The 19,640-nt window shown below is 40.2% G+C and carries 10 protein-coding genes; 2 read left to right on the top strand and 8 right to left on the bottom strand.

Going from position 1 to position 19,640, the window contains the following annotated elements:
* Nucleotides 1–8 precede the first annotated feature (8 nt).
* The 5 genes from PS1M3_RS07100 to PS1M3_RS07080 form a co-directional block, all read right to left on the bottom strand.
* On the bottom strand, nucleotides 9–1,508 hold the full coding sequence (locus PS1M3_RS07100) for an MFS transporter (protein ID WP_203986976.1): 1,500 nt from the start codon (nucleotides 1,506–1,508) through the stop codon (nucleotides 9–11).
* Nucleotides 1,501–3,360, bottom strand: coding sequence for an alpha-amylase family glycosyl hydrolase (locus PS1M3_RS07095; protein WP_203986975.1), 1,860 nt, complete (start codon nucleotides 3,358–3,360; stop codon nucleotides 1,501–1,503). Before PS1M3_RS07095 ends, PS1M3_RS07100 begins: the two co-directional genes overlap by 8 nt.
* Nucleotides 3,361–3,448: 88 nt before the next feature.
* Nucleotides 3,449–5,305, bottom strand: a complete 1,857-nt coding sequence (locus tag PS1M3_RS07090) for a glycoside hydrolase family 13 protein (protein WP_203986973.1) — start codon at nucleotides 5,303–5,305, stop codon at nucleotides 3,449–3,451.
* The gene (locus tag PS1M3_RS07085) at nucleotides 5,305–6,798 is read right to left on the bottom strand and encodes a tryptophan halogenase family protein (protein ID WP_138740748.1); all 1,494 of its coding nucleotides are present in this window, start codon (nucleotides 6,796–6,798) and stop codon (nucleotides 5,305–5,307) included. Before PS1M3_RS07085 ends, PS1M3_RS07090 begins: the two co-directional genes overlap by 1 nt.
* Before the next feature lie 115 nt (nucleotides 6,799–6,913).
* Entirely contained in the window at nucleotides 6,914–9,700 is a 2,787-nt protein-coding gene (locus PS1M3_RS07080) for a TonB-dependent receptor (RefSeq protein WP_006792153.1), read from the bottom strand.
* 660 nt (nucleotides 9,701–10,360) lie between these two features.
* Between PS1M3_RS07080 and PS1M3_RS07075 the strand changes: the two genes are divergently transcribed.
* Nucleotides 10,361–11,983, top strand: a complete 1,623-nt coding sequence (locus tag PS1M3_RS07075; RefSeq protein ID WP_203986970.1) for an alpha-glucosidase family protein — start codon at nucleotides 10,361–10,363, stop codon at nucleotides 11,981–11,983.
* Between the two features lie 66 nt (nucleotides 11,984–12,049).
* Here PS1M3_RS07075 and PS1M3_RS07070 read toward each other — a convergent pair whose 3' ends face one another.
* Nucleotides 12,050–12,604, bottom strand: coding sequence for a TIGR00645 family protein (locus tag PS1M3_RS07070; RefSeq protein ID WP_010557473.1), 555 nt, complete (start codon nucleotides 12,602–12,604; stop codon nucleotides 12,050–12,052).
* A 226-nt stretch (nucleotides 12,605–12,830) separates the two neighbouring features.
* Between PS1M3_RS07070 and PS1M3_RS07065 the strand changes: the two genes are divergently transcribed.
* Nucleotides 12,831–13,073 carry a hypothetical protein gene (locus PS1M3_RS07065; protein WP_203986968.1) on the top strand — a complete coding sequence of 81 codons (243 nt, stop codon included), beginning with the start codon at nucleotides 12,831–12,833 and terminating at the stop codon, nucleotides 13,071–13,073.
* Nucleotides 13,074–13,244: 171 nt separating this feature from the next.
* Here PS1M3_RS07065 and topA read toward each other — a convergent pair whose 3' ends face one another.
* Both topA and PS1M3_RS07055 read right to left on the bottom strand, forming a co-directional pair.
* Nucleotides 13,245–15,953, bottom strand: coding sequence for a type I DNA topoisomerase (gene topA / locus PS1M3_RS07060; protein ID WP_039036869.1), 2,709 nt, complete (start codon nucleotides 15,951–15,953; stop codon nucleotides 13,245–13,247).
* A 244-nt stretch (nucleotides 15,954–16,197) separates the two neighbouring features.
* The gene (locus tag PS1M3_RS07055; RefSeq protein ID WP_203986966.1) at nucleotides 16,198–19,548 is read right to left on the bottom strand and encodes an invasin domain 3-containing protein; all 3,351 of its coding nucleotides are present in this window, start codon (nucleotides 19,546–19,548) and stop codon (nucleotides 16,198–16,200) included.
* Nucleotides 19,549–19,640 lie beyond the last annotated feature (92 nt).

Here is a 19,640-nt window from a genome sequence, read left to right as displayed (position 1 = left end):
GTGTGTCCTTAATTAGAATTTTTAACGCGCATTACGGCTACAGCGGCAACCACAAATGAGGCTGCACCAATTAATAGGGCGTAAATAGGCTGGTTAGAAAATACATGGCGTAAAATAAGCCCTAAAATGCTAGCGGCGAGTAACTGCGGTATTACAATAAAGAAGTTAAAAATGCCCATATAAACGCCCATTTTATTACTTGGTAAGGCGTTACTTAACATGGCATAAGGCAGCGATAAAATAGACGCCCACGCAAACCCTACGCCTATCATAGGTATAAGTAACACTTTAGGGTCTTGTATAAACATAAAGCTTGCAAGGCCTAATGCGCCTAGCAATAAATTAAAACAATGTGCGCCTTTTAAACCCATTTTTTTTACTAAAAACGGAATACACATAGCTGCAATTGCGGCAAAGCCATTGTAGGCTGCAAATAAAATACCCACCCAGTCTGCGCCATCGTTAAATGCTTTAGAAGTTGCATCGCTACTACCATAATGAAAGCTTGTTACTGCAGCGGTGGTATAAATCCACATAGCAAATAAAGTAAACCAGCTAAAAAACTGTACCCATGCAAGCTGCTTCATTGCCTCTGGCATTGTAAAAACATCTTGTACGACTTGGTAAAAACCACCTTGGGTTTTATTCGCACTTTTAAGCGCGGCTGCAATCCACTGCACAATACCAAATGCCAATAATCCACCAGCAAGTAGGTAAAGCTCTTTTTCAAGCGATAAACCCATAACTAATGCAAGAGTTGCTAAACCTAACACCACAAAAATAATGGCACCTTTATTAAAGTTAATATCAGCAATAATTGCAGTCGTAGATTTTGCTGTTTGCTGTTCAAATTCAGCAAGTTGTTCTGGGCTATATTCCTTCGTGCGTGCCACAGTCCATAAAACAGCAACTAATAAAACTACTCCACCCCAGTAAAATGAATATTTAACCGACTCGGGAATTTGCCCAGCCGCTGCGGTATTACTGACATCAAACCAGTTGGTCATCATCCATGGTAGCGCCGAGGCTAACACCGCTCCAATACCAATAAAAAAGCTTTGTAAACCGTAACCTGTCGCGCGTTGTTTTTCTGGCAGGTTATCGCCAACAAGCGCTCTAAACGGTTCCATTGTCACGTTGATTGAGGCATCCATGATCCATAACATACCCGCAGCAATCCAAAGTGTTGGCGAGTGCGGCATAATAAACAACGAAAGTGTTGTTAACACAGCGCCCACAAAGAAAAACGGACGACGACGGCCAAAGCGCCCCCACGTTTTATCGCTCCAGTAACCTATAATAGGCTGAACAATTAAGCCTGTAAGCGGAGCTGCAACCCATAAAATAGGAATATCATCAACTTGTGCGCCTAATGTTTGAAATATTCGGCTTACATTGCCGTTTTGCAGAGCAAAACCAAACTGTATGCCTAAAAAGCCAAAGCACATGTTCCATATTTGCCAAAAACTTAAATTTGGCTTATCGGTATTATTATTTTGATTATTCATTATTAGCCTTATTTGTTAATACTGCGCTGCTAAATGCATCAAGTGTCAGGTTAAATGTGGCGCCTTGTGAGTGTGTTTTAAGTTCCACTTGGTGTTGCTCGAGTAAATCAACAATTAGTGAGCTTTCTCCCAGTTTTGTTACTTGCTCCTGAGATAAATCAACTGAGATACTCTGTGTTTGATCACTGAAGTTACTTAGTACCAAAATTGTTTGCTGCCCTAGCGTTCGGCTAAACCCAACAATACGATCGCTACCTGTAAGGTTAAGCTTTTGCATATCGCCGCCTACAACAGCAGGTAAGCTATTTAAAGCCATAATTGCTTTATAGTACTCACGCAAAGCAGCTTGTTCGTTAGTGAGTTTTGCGCCATCAAACTTACCGTTATTCATCCATGCTTGATGAGCGGGTACGCCTATGTAATCAAAAATACTTGTGCGAGTAGGCGATCCAAAGCCGGCATTTTCAGATCCATCCTCACCAACATCTTGGCCAAAGTATATTAGGCTTGGTGCACGACTAATTAAGTTAGAAACCACCATGGCGGGTTTACCCCAAACTGCATTTCCTGCAAAGTCTGGGCTAGCGATACGTTGCTCGTCGTGATTTTCTAAAAAGTGCAACATGTGTTGCTCTATGTCTGCAACAGTTTTATGCGCATCAAAAATAGTGTTTGCTGGTTGCTTGCTTTGCATAATGGCCTTTAACGTATCGTAAAAGCCCACTTTGTCGTAAAGAAAATCCATTTTTCCTTGATGAATATAGGCGCGATACATTTTTGGGTTGTAAACTTCAGCCAGTAAAAAGGCATCTGGCTTTTGCATTTTTATTGATGAATTCAAAAAACTCCAAAATTCGACAGGTACCATCTCAGCCATATCATACCTAAAGCCATCAACCCCTTTGTCGAGCCAAAACAATGCAATATCTCTAAATTTATACCAGCTATTAGGGAGTTCTTTATCCTGCCAAAACGCATAATGAACACGGTAATCTTTCGTTTCTATGTTTTTTGGTAGTGTTGGAAAGTCGTAACTGCCGTCTGGTTTAACACCGTAATTCACTTTTACGGTTTCGTACCAATCGTTTATGTCAGGTTTTGGCGCTCGTGCACCATTACCAGTCCATTTTGCTGGGTTTTCATCAAAAAAGCGGTCCGCAAGTGGATGAGCATTGCCACCTAGGACTTGGTAATTTACATCTGTAGGTACTTGAAAAGACTTTCCTGGTACATAGTAAAAATTATTATTTTTATCGTACTCTTTGCTGGTGTCATCTTGCTCACCAAAGTCTTTAACACCTTTAGGCTTACCTAGCGATTCATAATTACGTGCCACATGGTTAGGCACTATATCAATAATGACTTTCATGCCATGGCTATGTGTACGTTCAATAAGCTGGGTAAACTCTCCCATGCGGTTTGTTACATTAACAGCTAAATCGGGGTTAACATCGTAGTAATCTTTAATTGCGTACGGTGAGCCTGCGCGACCTTTTATTACATCAGGGTCATCTTTTGAAATGCTGTAGTCGGTATAATCGCCCACTAACGCGTGGTGTAACACACCGGTGTACCAAACGTGCGTGGTACCTAGCTCTTTAATGCCTTTTAGGGCTGCGTCGTTAAAGTCGGCAAATTTACCTACACCGTTTTGCTCTTTCGTGCCCCATGGCACATTAGCTGTCTCGGTATTACCAAACAAACGGGTAAAAACTTGATACACAACTGGCTTGGTAAGCTCATTTTGCGTATGTGCAGGTGTTTGCTGTTGTTCAGGTTTATTATTTTCTGAACACCCTGTAGCAATAAGTGCACTACACAGCACTGCGGGTATATAAACTGATTTTTTCATTGTGTGTCTTTTTTGTCAGTATTGTTATTAACTTTATACTAAAGATTACTGCAGCAACCATACAGTTGCTGCATACGTATTCAGGTCACTATTGTGGCTTATTGATAACTAATACAGTTGCGCTCATAGCTGGTAATTGAACAGTTTTGCCAAGCTTTTGTGTTTTTTGAGTAAATAAATTAAATGCTGTTATGCTGCTAGGCATTACCTCTTGCATATACTCAATATTTTTTTGTAGTGCCTCTGTGTTTTTATTCATAAATACCAACACAGTTTGCTCATCGCCAATACGTGCATAACTATAAACCCCTTGTTGAGGCGTAAAGTGTACAAGTTTACCTTTATCTAGTGCTGAGCTGTTTTTTCTAAAGTTAAGCAGCGTACTGATGGTGTTATGCATCTCTTTTTGCTGTTTTGTTAAGCCCTCTTTGGTAAAGGCGTTACGTGTTTGCCCATCAAACCCTCCAGGAAAGTCAATTCTAATATCGCCATGGTCTTTACTTGGGGTGTTATCTAATAGTACTTCCGTACCGTAATACATTTGCGGTATGCCACGTGTGGTTAAAAACAAGGTCATCGCCATTTTTGTTTTGGCTACATCTTGACCTAGCTCAGTGTAAACACGGCTCATATCATGGTTATCGGCAAACACCATAATGTTATTTGTATCAGGGTATAAAAAGTCATTAGCTAACGATTCATATACTTTAATCCAACCCGTGTTCCAGCTTTCATCTTCATTTAGCGCTTGAATTACCGACTCTTGCAACGAAAAGTCCATCACGCTTGGTAAGCTTGATGTATACCCATCTTGATTATGCTTGCCACGTTGCCAGTAAGAAGCAATAGCAGGGTTAGACGTCCACTCTTCTCCAACAATATTAAAGTCTGGATACTCTTGCATTATGGCTTTTGTCCAATCACTTAAAAATGCTTTATCTGAATATGAGTAGGTATCAACGCGTATGCCGCTTAAATCGGCGTATTCTATCCACCAAATCGCATTTTGAATTAAGTATTCACTTAACAGTGGTTGGCGCTGATTTAAATCAGGCATGGTTTCTACAAACCAGCCATCGTTAAACTGGCGCTTATCGTATTCACTGGCGTGTGGGTCTTGTATGGTTTGGCGCGCATGGCTGGTGGCATTCTTGCCTTTATTAAACTCACCATTAAAGTTAATCCAATCTTTAGTTGGCTTATCGTTAACCCAAGTATGCTCAGAGCCAAAATGGTTAAGAACCATATCCATTACAAGGCCTATACCCTGCTCTTTTGCTTTTACAGATAACGTTTTGTATAACTGGTTTGAGCCCATTCGTGGGTCAACCTTATAAAAGTCTGTAATTGCATATCCATGATAAGAATAATTAGGCATGTTGTTTTCAAGCACAGGCGTTAGCCAAAGCTGTGTTACGCCTAAGTCATTTAAATAGGGAAGCGCGTTTATAACGCCTTGAATATCACCACCGTGGCGCCCACCTTTTATACTCGGGCTTGCTGCTTCTAACATGCTAGGGACGGTATCGTTTTCTTTATCACCATTAGCAAATCGATCGGGGTTAATTAAATAAAGCGTATCAGCTGATGTAAACCCTTTACGCTGAGCGCTGTTTTTATCTCGTTCAAGAAGTGGAAACTCAAAGTTATTGCTCGTTTCGCTGCTATTAAACTTAAGCGTTCCGGCTTTAGCGGCGTCGGTAATGGTAATATTTAAAAATACATAATTTGGATTATCGGTACGGGTTACTTTATTTAACTTAACGCCGTTGTATTTAGCTAATTTAATTTGCTCGTTTGCAATGTTTTGCTCATGAACCATGATGGTAATCGTGTTTTTGTTCATGCCAACCCACCAATTAGCTGGCTCAACGTCAAGTGCGTAGCTAATGGTTGGTAAAGTACAGGCACTTACAAGTAAAAGCTTTTTTAAAAGTTGCATCATCAGGCCTTTTTAATTTTTGCTAAAAAATCTTTATGAGTGGGTAATTGATCTACCGTTGAGGTAATAAGCGTTTTTAGTGTTGAGAATAAATCGTTTAGTTGTTCACTACTGAGTGAGTCAACGATGTTGTTATAATCCTCGGGAATAAGACCTTGTCCAATACACACCTGCTGCCAAGCCACTTCTGCAAATAGCTCGTCGTTTTCGCGCACTACCTTGCCTGTTTGCCTAAATAAATCTATTTTATGAGCTAGCGATTGAGGTATATCCATTTGCTTACATTGGCGCCAAAATGGCGAGTCTTCTCGTTCGGTTAATTTGTAATGCAAAATAATGAAGTCGCGAATATGTTCTATTTCAGTAACACTTTGCTTATTAAATTCAGTAACAAGCGCATCACTAATGCCATTATGAGGAAATAACTTAATTAAACGTATAACCGCACTTTGAATTAAATGAATACTGGTAGACTCAAGCGGCTCTAAGAACCCACTTGAAAGCCCCACTGCTACCACATTTTTATGCCATTGCTTTAAGCGTCGCCCAGTTTTAAATTTTATTAAGCGAGGATCTGTTGTAGGTTCACCCGGTAAGTTATTAAGTAAAAGTGCAGTCGCGCCCTCGTCAGATAAATATCGACTGCAGTAAACAAGCCCGTTTCCTGTTCTATTTTGCAACGGTATTTGCCACTGCCAGCCTGCGTTATGTGCAATAGAACGCGTATAAGGCCTTAATTCGTCACTTCCTGTTGATTGCACTGCTACGGCGCTATCGCATGGTAAATAATGCGACCAATCAACAAACCCTGTATTAAGCGTTTGCTCAATTAAAAGTGCACGTTGCCCCGTACAATCTATAAATAAATCCCCCTCTATTTGGCTATTATTATCAAGCGTTAGACTGTTAATTTGGCCTGTATTTGGGCACTGAGTAACACGCTCTATTTTTGCATCGATGTGTTTTACACCGCGTGATAATGCCAGTTTTTTAAGGTACTCAGCATATAAGGTCGCATCAAAATGAAAAGCGTAACTTATCCCAGGTAGCTGTGTATTAGGAATAGCGCTTAGTGGTGCAAACTTGTGCTTTTTAGCTGCTTGGTAATTAAGTGAAAAATCCCATAAAGAATCCTCACTACCACTAATTTGCCCTTTTACCCAAAAGTTATAAAAGTCACAAAACGGAAAGTCTTTACCAAACGAGCCAAACGCATGCATGTAACTATGTGATGGTGTTTTCCAGTTTTCGAACTCAATGCCAAGCTTTATAGAGGCATTAGTAGCATTTATAAAGTCTTGTTCATTAATACCTAACGCATTGTTGAGCTGAATAATAGGCGGAATGGTCGCTTCACCAACGCCAATAGTACCAATACTGCTGGATTCTATAAGGGTGATGTTAATTACTTTACCTAACACTTTATTAAGTAGCGCTGCGGCTATCCAACCAGCGGTCCCACCACCCGCAATAACAACGTTTTTTATTGGTTTCATAGTATTGCCCACTTCTACAAGCCAAAGCTTTGTTAAGTTTGATAAAATTTAGATAAAGTAGCTATAAAAAAGCCCTTGTAAAATAAATTACAAGGGCTTCTACACACAACGTTTATTATAGCTTGTAACTAAAGCCCAATAAGAACGTACGACCATAATCTTGGTAGTCACGTACTTGCAGCGCGTTATCGCCACTTAAAGTGGTAAACGGTTCTTCAGTAATATTTTGTACTTGGAAGGTTACATTTAAGCCATCTAAGCTATCAACACCTGCTTCGCCAAAATCAAAGCCCAATTGTGCATCCCAAATTGTTTCACCTTTAATGTCAACTTGAGTTGCAGCAAGACCTAATCCATTTACATTACCTTTAAAGTCACTACGTTTACGCATGCTGGTACGTGCTTGGAAACCATTACGCTCGTAGTAAACAGTCAAGCTATCTATTTGGTCAGATAAGCCAACAAGTTCATATTCATTCCCATTTTGATCTTCAACGTCTTGCTCAATGCCTGTATGGCTTGCAATTAAACCAAAGCCATCAAGTGAAGAATGAAATACGTTAAACGGTAGCGCAAGAGAAAGCTCGTAACCCCATAGGTCACCGCCGCCGCCATTTACTTTACCATTACCAGTACCTGAAGAAGTTGCTGGTATTTCACCCGTTGCAGGATTAGCTACGCCAGACATATCGACTGCGTAAGTACCATCAAATATCCACTGGTTGATATCTTTATAGAAAACCGCTGCAGAGAAGTAACCTTCTGCATTAAAGTAATTTTCGTAGCTGATATCAAAGCCTGTCGCTTCTTTTGGCTCTAGTTTAGGGTTACCACCTGAAATACTCCAAAAGTTACCATTATCATCTGGTTGTTGCCCGTATGATGCATTGATTGACGCATTCATATCGTTTAATAATGCGCGCGAAATAGTTTTAGCCGCACCAAAACGTAACGTTTGTTCTTCGTCGATTGCAAACGACAAGTTAATGCTTGGTAAAACGTGGCTGTAGTCGTGACTTACGTCTGTTGGTGTAACAACTACAAGACCGTCTACTGTGTTAGCAGCTGAACCTTGTGAAGACTGTTCAGTTTTAACATAGCGAACGCCCACATTACCTGTTACCGGAATTGATCCAATTTCTGCGTTAATATCAGCTTGAACAAAGAAGGCTGTTACTTTTTCTTGGACTGTCCACGACTGTGTTTTATGTTTTTGGTCTGTAAGGCTCTCTTGAAGTAAATCATAGTAACCATCGTTTATTAGGGCACGAGTATCGTAGGCAATCATATCGCCCATACCAATGAAGTCTAAGCTAGCTGAACCTAAACGGTACTGCTCTGGAACCGAAACCATACCTGGGTTAGATAGAGAAAAATCTTTAAGTGTTAAAAAATAACCTTCAGATAACTTTGATTTTTCACGGTCACGATAAGACATACCAAATTTAACAGCATTAACGTATTCGTTGTCTAGAATTTTAGTTGCAGCAAGTTTTAACGTGGTTAGTTCATCATTCACTTCTGGCGCATTGATGAAACCATCTTGTGCTGTATTTTGAAATGGTGTGTCAGTTAAACCATATTTGTCATTAAGGGCTTTACTTCCACCCCACGATAACGGGCCACCTAATTGAATTAGGTTATAGTCACTGTAATCTAGCTCATGAGAAAATTGTGCACCTGTATTACCACCATCAAGCATATAACCAATGTTGTCAGCAACACCATTAGCATCACCTCGACCTGTGCCTGAATAACTTTCAATGCTCCATAGCTGACGTTCAACCTCAGAGCGGCTAATATCAAACTCTGTGCTCCAACTGTCGTTAATATCGTATTTTGCATTAAAACCAAACTGCGTTAATTCGGCTTTTCGTTCTTGATGATCGTTACGAACAACAACACGCTGACCTTCAGTCACAGCACTTGTGATAAATCCAGTTTCAGCATCAACTGTTGTTGAATCTGAGCTAATTGAACCTTGACCCCATGCAAATGGAATTTCGATACCGCGCAAAATTTGTTCATCTGAAAAGTCGATATAAAGCGCATCAAACGTCATATTTAATTTATCAGTTGGTGCAGCTTCTAATACAAGCATTGCTGAATCACGCTCAAGCGTTGAAGAACGTACGTATGGTTTAGCACCACCTAATATAGAATATGATTGACCATCTTCAGTAGTAAACTCTGGGTAACCCCATGAGTTCCAACGCTTTTCTTGGTTTGGTGAACTCATTGTGTTTAGAGCAAACGCAACACCAATGGTGTCATCTGCAAATTGGTCAATGTATGAGACCGTACCGCGGTAACCTTGATCATCACCGTCTGGATTAAGCTTACCAAAACCAGTTTGCTCAAGTTGACCATTAAACATGATTACACGTTCACCTTTACTTAAAGGTTTAACGGTTTGCATGTCGATAACACCGGCGATGCCTTCAGCTTCGATACTCGCACTTGGTGTTTTATAAACGGTAACGCCGCTCATTATTTCAGATGGGTAAAGGTCGAACTCAACGCCACGGTTATCACCAATTGATACTTGCTCACGACCATTAAATGTAGTGGCACTTTCATTTTCGCTAAAGCCACGAACACTCACTCGGCTTGCACGACCGTCTAGGCGCTGTGCTGTTAAGCCAGGTAAACGAGCGATAGACTCAGCAATCGACGAATCAGGTAACTTACCTATATCTTCTGCAGAGATAGACTCAACGACTTCTGGTGAAAAACGTTTAGTGTTGATTGATTCTACAATACTGCCACGAAAACCTTTAACTTCGATAACTTCTACGTCATCATTTTTTAATTGTTTTTCTTCCGCTGCAGTTGCTGCAAAACTAGTGATGCCAGCAGCAGCTAACGCCAGAGTTAATATACTTGGTTTGAACATAGACATGATGTTTTCCCGTTACCCATATTGTGATACTCGCTCAATTGTTTAGTGATAGTAAACCGAGGCGAGCTTATTTTGTTGTCAGGATGGATATTAACGCTTGGTTTATTTTATTAACAAGTTTATGCATACGTATTCAAGCCTTATAAAACCAACATAAATTAACATAAACTTCACACAAAACTTAGTAACATACTGTTTTAAATGATATTAATTGGTGCAACAAATTTTATCCGAATATTACAATTATGCAAAATAGCCTAATGATTTAAACCTGCTTTAACAGCTTGTAATTATTAAGAAATAAATTAGATCTATACACCATTGGCTAAATTTAACTAATAAATATTAATGTGAAATTGGTAAGACCATTTCATGCAATCACTATTATAGTGCAATCCAGTAAAAATATGCACTTGCGAGGTGCTATGCCGTGTTACTTTTTAATTACATGCAATTGGTAAACAGATTCAATTTAATGGCAACGCTTCCTTAAAACTAAATAGACGCTTTTTGAAGTCACTCAAACATGCTTATTTTTGTGCATACGTATGCAGTCTTTTTACAGTATCTCGGCCTTCACGTATGCTTTTTGCAAATAACGTGATTTACCATAATCACATATAAGAATTTAAAAAACTGTTTGGAATGACGGAGAAAAGCATGGCCCAAAAGCAGTGGTATAAAGGTGCGGTTATTTATCAAGTTTACCCGCGTAGCTTTCAAGATAGCAACAACGACGGTATTGGTGATTTAAGAGGAATAATTAATCGTATTGATTATATTAAGAGCTTAGGTGTTGATGCTATTTGGATTTCGCCATTTTTTAAATCTCCTATGAAAGATTTTGGTTACGATATTAGTGACTACCGTGATATTGACCCTTTATTTGGCAATTTAAACGACTTCGACGAGCTTATTGGACAAGCACACGACCGCGATATTAAAATTATTATCGACCAGGTGTTAAGCCACACGTCAGATCAACATCAATGGTTTTTAGACAGCCGTGAAAATCAAAGTAACGACAAAGCCGACTGGTATGTGTGGGCTGACTCTAAAGAAGACGGCACTGCACCAAATAACTGGTTATCAATTTTTGGCGGCGGTGCATGGCAATGGGAACCACGCAGAGGGCAATACTACCTTCATAACTTTTTAACTGAACAACCCGATTTAAATTTTCATAACCCAGATGTTAGAAAAGCAGTGCTAGATAACGTTGAGTTTTGGCTTAAAAAAGGCGTTGATGGTTTTAGACTCGATGCCATTAACTTTTGCTATCATGATGCGCAGCTTCGTGATAATCCTGCAAAACCAAAAGAAAAACGCCAAGGCCGTGGTTTCAGTGAAGACAACCCTTACGCATTTCAATACCACTATTACAATAATACCCAACCTGAAAATATTGAGTTTATGCAAGATATTCGTGCGTTACTTAATAAATACCCAGGCACTGTATCACTGGGTGAAATTTCGTCAGAGGACTCTTTAGCCACTATGGCAGAGTACACACAAGGCGGTGATAAGCTGCATATGGGTTATAGCTTTGAGCTTTTGACTAACGATTATTCAAGTGAGTATATAAGAACAACCGTGCAAACCCTTGAAAAAGGAATGACAGAAGGCTGGCCTTGTTGGGCGTTTAGCAATCACGACGTTGAACGTGTAGCAAGCCGTTGGAGTCAAAATGGCGAAGTTAATTCACAGCAATGTAAAATGCTCACCGCCCTACTCGCATCCTTGCGCGGTAGCGTATGTATGTACCAGGGTGAAGAATTAGGCCTAGGGGAAGCAAACGTAGCCTTTGAAGATTTGCAAGACCCGTATGGAATAACCTTTTGGCCAAACTTTAAAGGCCGTGATGGCTGTAGAACGCCGATGCCATGGGATAATGCCGATTTACACCATGCAGGCTTTAGTGACACTAAGCCATGGCTGCCTGTAGACGAGCAGCATAAGCAGCAATCAGTAAAACAGCAAACACATGATCATAATTCTATTTTAAATGCTTATCGTGAATTTATGGCGTGGCGAAAAACAAAAACCGTGCTACTTGAAGGCGATATTGAATTTATTAACACACATGAGCCTGTACTTGCTTTTTACAGAACATTCGAAAATGAAAAAATGTTGTGTGTTTTTAATTTAAGTGGCACTGAAGCATCGCTATCGCTGCCAACTGAAGTATTAACAGAGTTTAGTGAGCTTAGCCACCACAAAGGCCATGTAACGAACGATGAATTACTATTAGCGCCTTTTGCATGCTATTACGCAAAGTGCTAATTGATACTAACCGCTAATTAGTTACAAAAAAGCCCATGTAATAACATGGGCTTTTTTTAGGTAAGTTTAATGGTTATGGGTTTTACTATTGAGGTAATCGGTAAATGCAAACAACACTCCAGACATCACAAAGGTAACGTGGATTATTACTTTCCATAGTAGCTCGTCGTTTGAATGCGCCTCTGAATTTATAAACACTTTTAATAGTTCTACAGCCGATATTGCAACGATTGCGCTGATAAGCTTCATTTTCAGCCCTGAAAACCCCACTTTACCCATCCAAGATGGCTTATCTTCATGATTATCTATACCTAGTTTAGACACAAAGTTTTCGTATCCACTAAATATAATAATTAACAATAAGCCTGCAAGTAACGCTGTATCAACCAGCGTCAATATGCCTACTAGTAAATCTTGGCTTGATGCGGTAAAAGTAGCGATCCCCATTAAATAAAGTTGTTTAAAAAACTTTATTAATAACAAAATAACTGCAAACAAAAGGCCAACAAAAAAAGGCGCTAACAACCAACGTCCTTTAAAAATAAACGACTCCAGTGCATGCTCTATTTTATTGGTTGATTGGATGTTTTTTTTGGGTGTAACGGGAGTGTTAGGTGTCATTTATTAATCTACGAATTAAAAAAGGCGACATTAACGTATTAATTAAGGTTATACAAATAATTATAAAATACGGCTCATAAATAAACTTATCTTTACGATAAATATATTTCGTTATCTTTTATTTAAAATTCGATTAAATTCAGCATACCAACAGAAGCGTTCTGCTTGGACATGTTTGTTTAATAGCAACAATCACCGCTATAAAACCATTTTTAGGAATAAACGAATGAAAAAAGCATTACTTGCATCACTTACAGCGTCACTATTTGCAGTATATGCAACATACTCAGCAGCAGACGATACACCTGTAGCATCAGCACAAATGGTAAAAGAGTACACTGAGATGTGCGTTAACTGGGCTAAAGACGACGATGTAATGAATGAAGACCTTTACGCGTATGTTTTAAATTGCGTAAATGATGAGCTTGAATCAGAAGGCTATCAAAAAGTAACTTCTGTAAAAATCTAACCCTGACTCAAAGATATGCTTTAAGCCTGCTTTTAAGGCTAGCTATGCTTAGCTAATTGAACAGCCAAAAAGCCGTTGCGAGCACAATTACCAAGCATAAAAAAACCGGAATAGACACATGCTGTGCATTCCGGTTTTTTGTAACTATAAGGTGTTAAAAACGAGCTTTAGTTACTCTTCATCTTTTTTTGCTTTTGCTTTAGGTTTTGCTTTAGCAGGGGCTTTTTTAGCAGCTGCTTTCTTTTTAGGTGCAGCTTTTTTCTTGGCTTCTTCTACCCACTTACCTGCTTCATAATGAGCAGTCCAACCAGTTGCTTTGCCGTCTATCTCAGTCATAACATACTGCGCTTTGTTTTTACGACTGTAGCGCACAACAGCAAGATTACCATCTGGGTCTTGACCTGGTGCGTCCGCTAAATAGTAGAATTTAGGGGATATACGATCTCTAAATCGTTTTAACTCTTCAACCTTAGGTGCTCGAGTTTCACGCGATTTAGGGAATGTATTTGCAGCTAAAAATATACCTGCAGCACCATCTCGTAATACAAAATAGGCTTCTGATTTTTCACATTCTAATTCAGGAATATGAACTGGATCTTCTTTAGGCGGAGCGGCTTCACCATTTTTTAGTAACTTACGTGTATTTTTACACTCTTCGTTATTACAGCCAAAGTATTTACCAAAACGTCCAGATTTAAGTTCCATGTCTGAGCCGCATTTATCACACTCAATAATTGGACCGTCATAGCCTTTAATCTTAAACGTGCCTTGCTCAACAATATGCCCTTTACACGCTGGATTGTTACCACATACATGTAACTTGCGGGTTTCATCGATTAAATACGAATCCATCGCTGTTTCACAAACAGGACAGCGCTTCATTTGCATTAATTTTTCTGTTTCTTCGTCTTCAACATCAGCGGCAACCGCTTCATCGCCCGACACTAAATTCATAGTTGTAGTACAACGTTCTTTAGGTGGTAAGTTATAACCAGTACACCCTAAAAACACCCCGGTTGAAGCAGTTCGAATACCCATTTTACGGCTACAGGTAGGACACTCTATATCAGTTTCAACCATTTCATTAAGACGCATGCCACCTTGTTCTGGTTCGTCTTTTGCAATGGTTAATTGTGTTGAAAAATCAGCGTAAAACTTATCAAGTACTTGCGTCCATACACGCTCACCTTCTGCTATATCATCTAAACGGCCTTCCATTTTTGCTGTGAAATCAAAGTTCATTAAATCGGTAAAGTTTTCAACCAGACGATCGGTTACAATTTCACCCATTTTTTCAGCAAAGAAACGACGGTTTTCTACCCGCACATAGCCACGGTCTTGAATTGTAGAAATGATAGAAGCATAAGTAGATGGACGACCTATTCCTCGTTTTTCTAACTCTTTTACTAAACTTGCCTCACTAAAACGCGCTGGTGGCTTAGTGAAGTGCTGTTTAGGATCAAGTTCAACAAGTGTGAGTGTTTCGCCCACTGCAACAGCTGGGAGTGATTGATCTTCTTCGTTCTTCTTACGAACAGCTGGTTGCACTTTGGTCCAACCATCAAAACGAAGCACACGCCCTTTTGCCTTAAGCTGAAAATCGTTAGCCGCAACAGTTAAGGTTGTTAAATCGTACTCTGCAGGTACCATTTGGCACGCTACAAATTGACGCCATATTAATTCGTAGAGCTTTTTAGCATCGGCATCTACACCTTCAAGGTGTCCAGACAGTACAGTAACGCTAGAAGGACGAATCGCTTCGTGTGCCTCCTGTGCATTACCTTTAGAGCTGTAGTTAATTGGTTCTTTTGGCAGATATTTTGAGCCAAACTGCTCTGTAACGTATTCACGACACATCTCAACAGCATCTTTCGATAAGTTTGTTGAATCAGTACGCATATAAGTAATATAACCACCTTCGTACAATCGCTGCGCTAGCATCATGGTCTTTTTAACACCATAACCTAAACGTGTACTGGCAGCTTGCTGCATTGTTGATGTGATTAAAGGTGCACTTGGGCGACTTTTACTCGGTTTTTCTTCAACATTAACAACTTTATATTCTGCACTCTCAAGGCTTTTTACCGCCTCTTTGATCTGTGCTTCATTTACAGGTTTAAATGGCTTGTCTGCTTGTTTAGTGACTTCTAAACGTAAGTCAGACTCGCTATTTTTAACATCTGCATGAATATCCCAGAACTCTTCTGGAATAAACGCTTTTATTTCACGCTCACGCTCTACGAGTAATCGTACTGCAACTGACTGTACTCGCCCTGCAGATAAACCACGCGCTACTTTTGCCCACAGAAGCGGCGATACCATAAAGCCCACAACACGGTCTAAAAAGCGACGAGTTTGCTGAGCAAATACCATGTCAGTATTTAGCTCACCCGGTGTTTCAAACGCTTGCTGAATGGCATTTTTAGTAATTTCGTTAAAAACAACGCGTTTGTATTTTTCTGGTTCACCACCAATGATTTCTTGAAGGTGCCAAGCAATTGCTTCCCCTTCTCTATCCAAATCCGTTGCGAGGTATATTTGGTCTGCTTTTTCGGCCAGCTTTTGTAATTCTTGAACAACCTTTTCTTTACCCGGTAGGATTTCGTAATGAGGCTGCCAGCCTTTTTCAGGATCAATCCCCATACGTGCAACCAGGTTTGTGTAATCTCGTTGCTGTTTATAAGCTGCTTTCTCATCCGGTGGCATTTTACGCACTTCTGCTGGCGTTTTAGTTGCCGGCACTTTTGCTTTGCTCGAACCTGAGGTAGGTAAGTCTCGTACATGTCCAATACTGGACTTTACGATAAAGTCATTACCTAAGTATTTATTAATTGTTTTAGCCTTAGCAGGTGACTCTACAATTACTAGCGATTTGCCCATAGTTGCCTATTTCTAACCAAATATTGAAAATGTGTTTACCGCATTAGCGGTGCGAATATTTATAGGTATATCTACAAACACTAGTTGTTACAAGCTTTTAATACAAACTTTTCAGTATTTACTGAATAAACGAACAATTTTTGTTGCTAATTTAGACAAACTGGTGTTTTTAGAATAATTGCTGTGGAATATATAGAACACAAAGAAAAATGCCAACCTAAAGGTTGGCATTTTTTACGATAACTTAAACATCATCGAAAATTGTGATGCCTGTCGAGACCGTTTTACTGGCCCCTAGTTGGTTTTCAAATTCAAAAGTAATACTTAAAACCCCACTTGTTTGGTCGTTACCATCAGTCTCTCGTGAAATTAATACATCTGAGTACATCGGTTTATCTGTGTTGGTATTAGGTATTGTTTCACTGTGACTAATAATTGACAGATCGCCATTGCTCGTTGTTAAAGACACTACCGTGTTTGCAGGTAATGGATTACCAAATTCATCTGTGTAGTGAATACGAACAGCCATTGATGTTAAACCAATGTCCACGGTAAGTGTTTCAGGGTCTGTTTCGTCAGGGTCATTAGGATCGAAATCTGGGTTAGCGATTTCAACATTGTTGACAGAAAGGTCTATTGCAGCAACATCACAACGCTCAGTTACATCGGACTCTTCTAACTCTACAAAAGTTCTGTTACCAGATACTGAACTTGAACAATCCGCAGGAACAAATACTTCAAATGGTGCTGGTAATGCATCCGTTTTAACCACAGAGAAACGTACGTATGGTTCATCGCCTGACATAACTAGCTCTATGTTTTTACGAACCTCAACCAACTCACGTGAACACTCGCCTGCAGCATTTGCAGCTTCGCTACATAATAACCCATTGTATAGGCCGTCAGCGGCATCGTAGATACCGTCGTTGTCTAAGTCACGCCACGTTTCGTTATGACCACCACGTGAGTTTAACTCTGAACACGCATCTGATACAGGGTCGTAATCATCGCCGCGTGCATCACTACAATCCGCTTTATCAAAGCTGTTATTTTCGTTGTGGTCAATAAAGGCTTCAGGTAAATCGTAGCTAGCGTAGTACTCGCCAATATCAAATAAACCATTCGTACGCTTTATATCATCAGTTGATTGCTCATCAACAAAATTCTCTTGACCTTTAGTAACTGCAAGCACACTTACGCGCCCGCCCATTACTACACCATTTTCGTCATTTTTAGCGCGGGTAATACCATTAATACACGGTGCAGCTGCGCCAAAGTAAGGGTCACAGTTAATTTCGCCCGTTTTAGGATTGATACCCTCAGTTGTAGACGCATTACCGTCGATATCGCCTATTCTGTTGCCCCATTTGTAATCTTCAAATGGGCGGTCACCTTGAGAGCGCCATGTAACAACACAGGTTGCATCGGTTGTTTTACATGTTTCTTCGTTGCTTGAAGAACCAACTACACCCGCCTCTGAAAGCACTGTGGCTTCAACACCGTCACCGTTGTAATTATTAAACTGGTCACCAAAAAATACAGTTAAATCGGTTATGATACCGTTGTAGTAAAGCGAGTTAGTGTTAAATGTTGTTGGGCTTAAATCAAAGCTGTTTTGATCAGTTACACCCGAGGCAAGTGTAAGCTGAGCAGAAACAGAACTAATTTGCTCAGAAAGTGGGATCAGGTTTAATGTACCCTCTGGGCATATTTCATTGCTAGGATCAGTTTGGCACAATTGGAAGTCATCAACCCAACACGTTAAATCATCACCCTCTGGAAGTGCTTTAACATCGTCTTTAGACACATAACACGCTTTCACAACTAAAGGCCCAGGCACAATACCTGACGTTACTGTCGTTTGTACCAAACCTTCGTTATCTGTGTTGCCACTGGTAAGCGTTAAATTTGCAGCGCCTACCGAATCTGTTAGTTTAAAGTCTATTCGTTGCTGAGAAGACGCTATATTGTCAGCATCTAAAAGTTTAAAAGTAACGATTGATTGAGTTGGAAGGCCACCTTCGCCTGGTGGAAGCGCAATAAATGTTTCGCTTACATCCACAAATTGAATAGACTGTACTGCAGAACTTTCCACGGGTATAACCGTTGATTCAGTAAAGTTTTGTCCGCCTGTTTCAACAGTGATAGTTACATCATCGTCAATGTTACACCCTGTTGCTCTGTAAGTTGCTGTAGCAATACCATTTGACGATTTTACGCTGTCATCAATGACCGACTCACCCGCAATCGCACAGGTAGAGCTAAATTCAACGTCAGTAGCCGTTAAGTATAAATTACCATCTTCGTCTGTAAGCGTTACTTCAATTACAGTACTACCACCTGCTTTAAGTGGTATTACACTACCGTCATCATTGGTGTTCAAGCCGTTATCAACGCTAAGCGTTAAATTTGCAATACCCACTGCAAAGTTTAAAGATGCACTTTCATCGAGAGCCGTTGCTGTAACGGTTCCTGCGCCACCAGTATTGCCCGGTTGCAGCTTCAATAATGCAATACCAAAGTTATCAGTTAAAGCAGTGCCCGATGAAGGTAAAATTGTACCTAAATTAGTTTCAATATTTACGAGTGCGTTTTTACTGCCTTCGCCACTTTGTTCGTTGGTGACTTCTACAAATAGCTCACCCAATTCAGAAGATGAAATACTGTTGGTCACAGTACAACCAGATGCTGCAGATAAAGGGTCTAATTTAACATTGCTTCGGTTATCATCCCAATCAGCATTACAGCCTGTTAGTAGTTTAATAGATACCGAAAATTGCGCTTCATCTTGCGCTGCACCATCACCCGATGAGTAAAAGACAGCCGTGTTGCTAACGCTCGTACCACTTGCTGGAGCGTAACTTGCTACAACTTGGCCAGCACCCGTTGCAACACCACTGCCCAATGTGACGCGAGCTTCGCCTGAATCATCAGTAATTGCCGTGCCAAGCTCTGGCGTTATAACGCCCGTAAAATTGGTATTAAAAGAAATGAGTTTATCCGCAACAGCAACACCATCTGATTTAAGTGTAGCAACAACAACACCAACGTTATCCGCAGTTACAGGGTTAGCACTGTTAAATTTATCACCATTTTGGTCAACAATTTGGACTTCTAAAGTTGTTGAGCCACTCACACCCGTGTCGTCACCTTGGCCACCTGTTGATTGAAATGCAAACGTGGCTGTATACGTTTCATCATCGCCATTGTAGGTGGCAGTAACTTCACCAGCGCCTGCCTCAGAGCCTGCACTTAACTCGATTGTTGCTATGCCATCGTTTTGTGTCAGGGCTGAATCAGGGTTTAAAACCCCTATATCGTCAGCCAACGTAAAGGTAATGCGTTTACCAGCAACAACAGCGCCATCATTGTCTTTTAGGGTTGCACGTAAATCTAATGCCGCAGTATTCGTCACGCTATTTGATTTAGTTGCGTCTGCTTGAGAGTACCCTTGTAGCGTTAACGTGTAAGTTGTTGTATCTGTGTCCGTATCAGTGTCACCAACTGTACCGCTTTTTTCAATTGATCCACCGCCACCACAGGCTGTGAGTAATAAACTGAGCAATAAAATGCCGAGTAGTCGCATTAAAGGCATGAACCTCTCCCTAGCGTTGTTATTATTAACAATATGTTGTTTACCTCATATTAACCTATAACTTAGTCTAAAATCACAGTTTTTTATTACTT

The organism is Pseudoalteromonas sp. PS1M3, from assembly GCF_016865405.1.
Taxonomy (GTDB): Bacteria; Pseudomonadota; Gammaproteobacteria; order Enterobacterales; family Alteromonadaceae; genus Pseudoalteromonas; species Pseudoalteromonas marina.
This window is presented reverse-complemented; position numbering and strand designations above follow the sequence as displayed.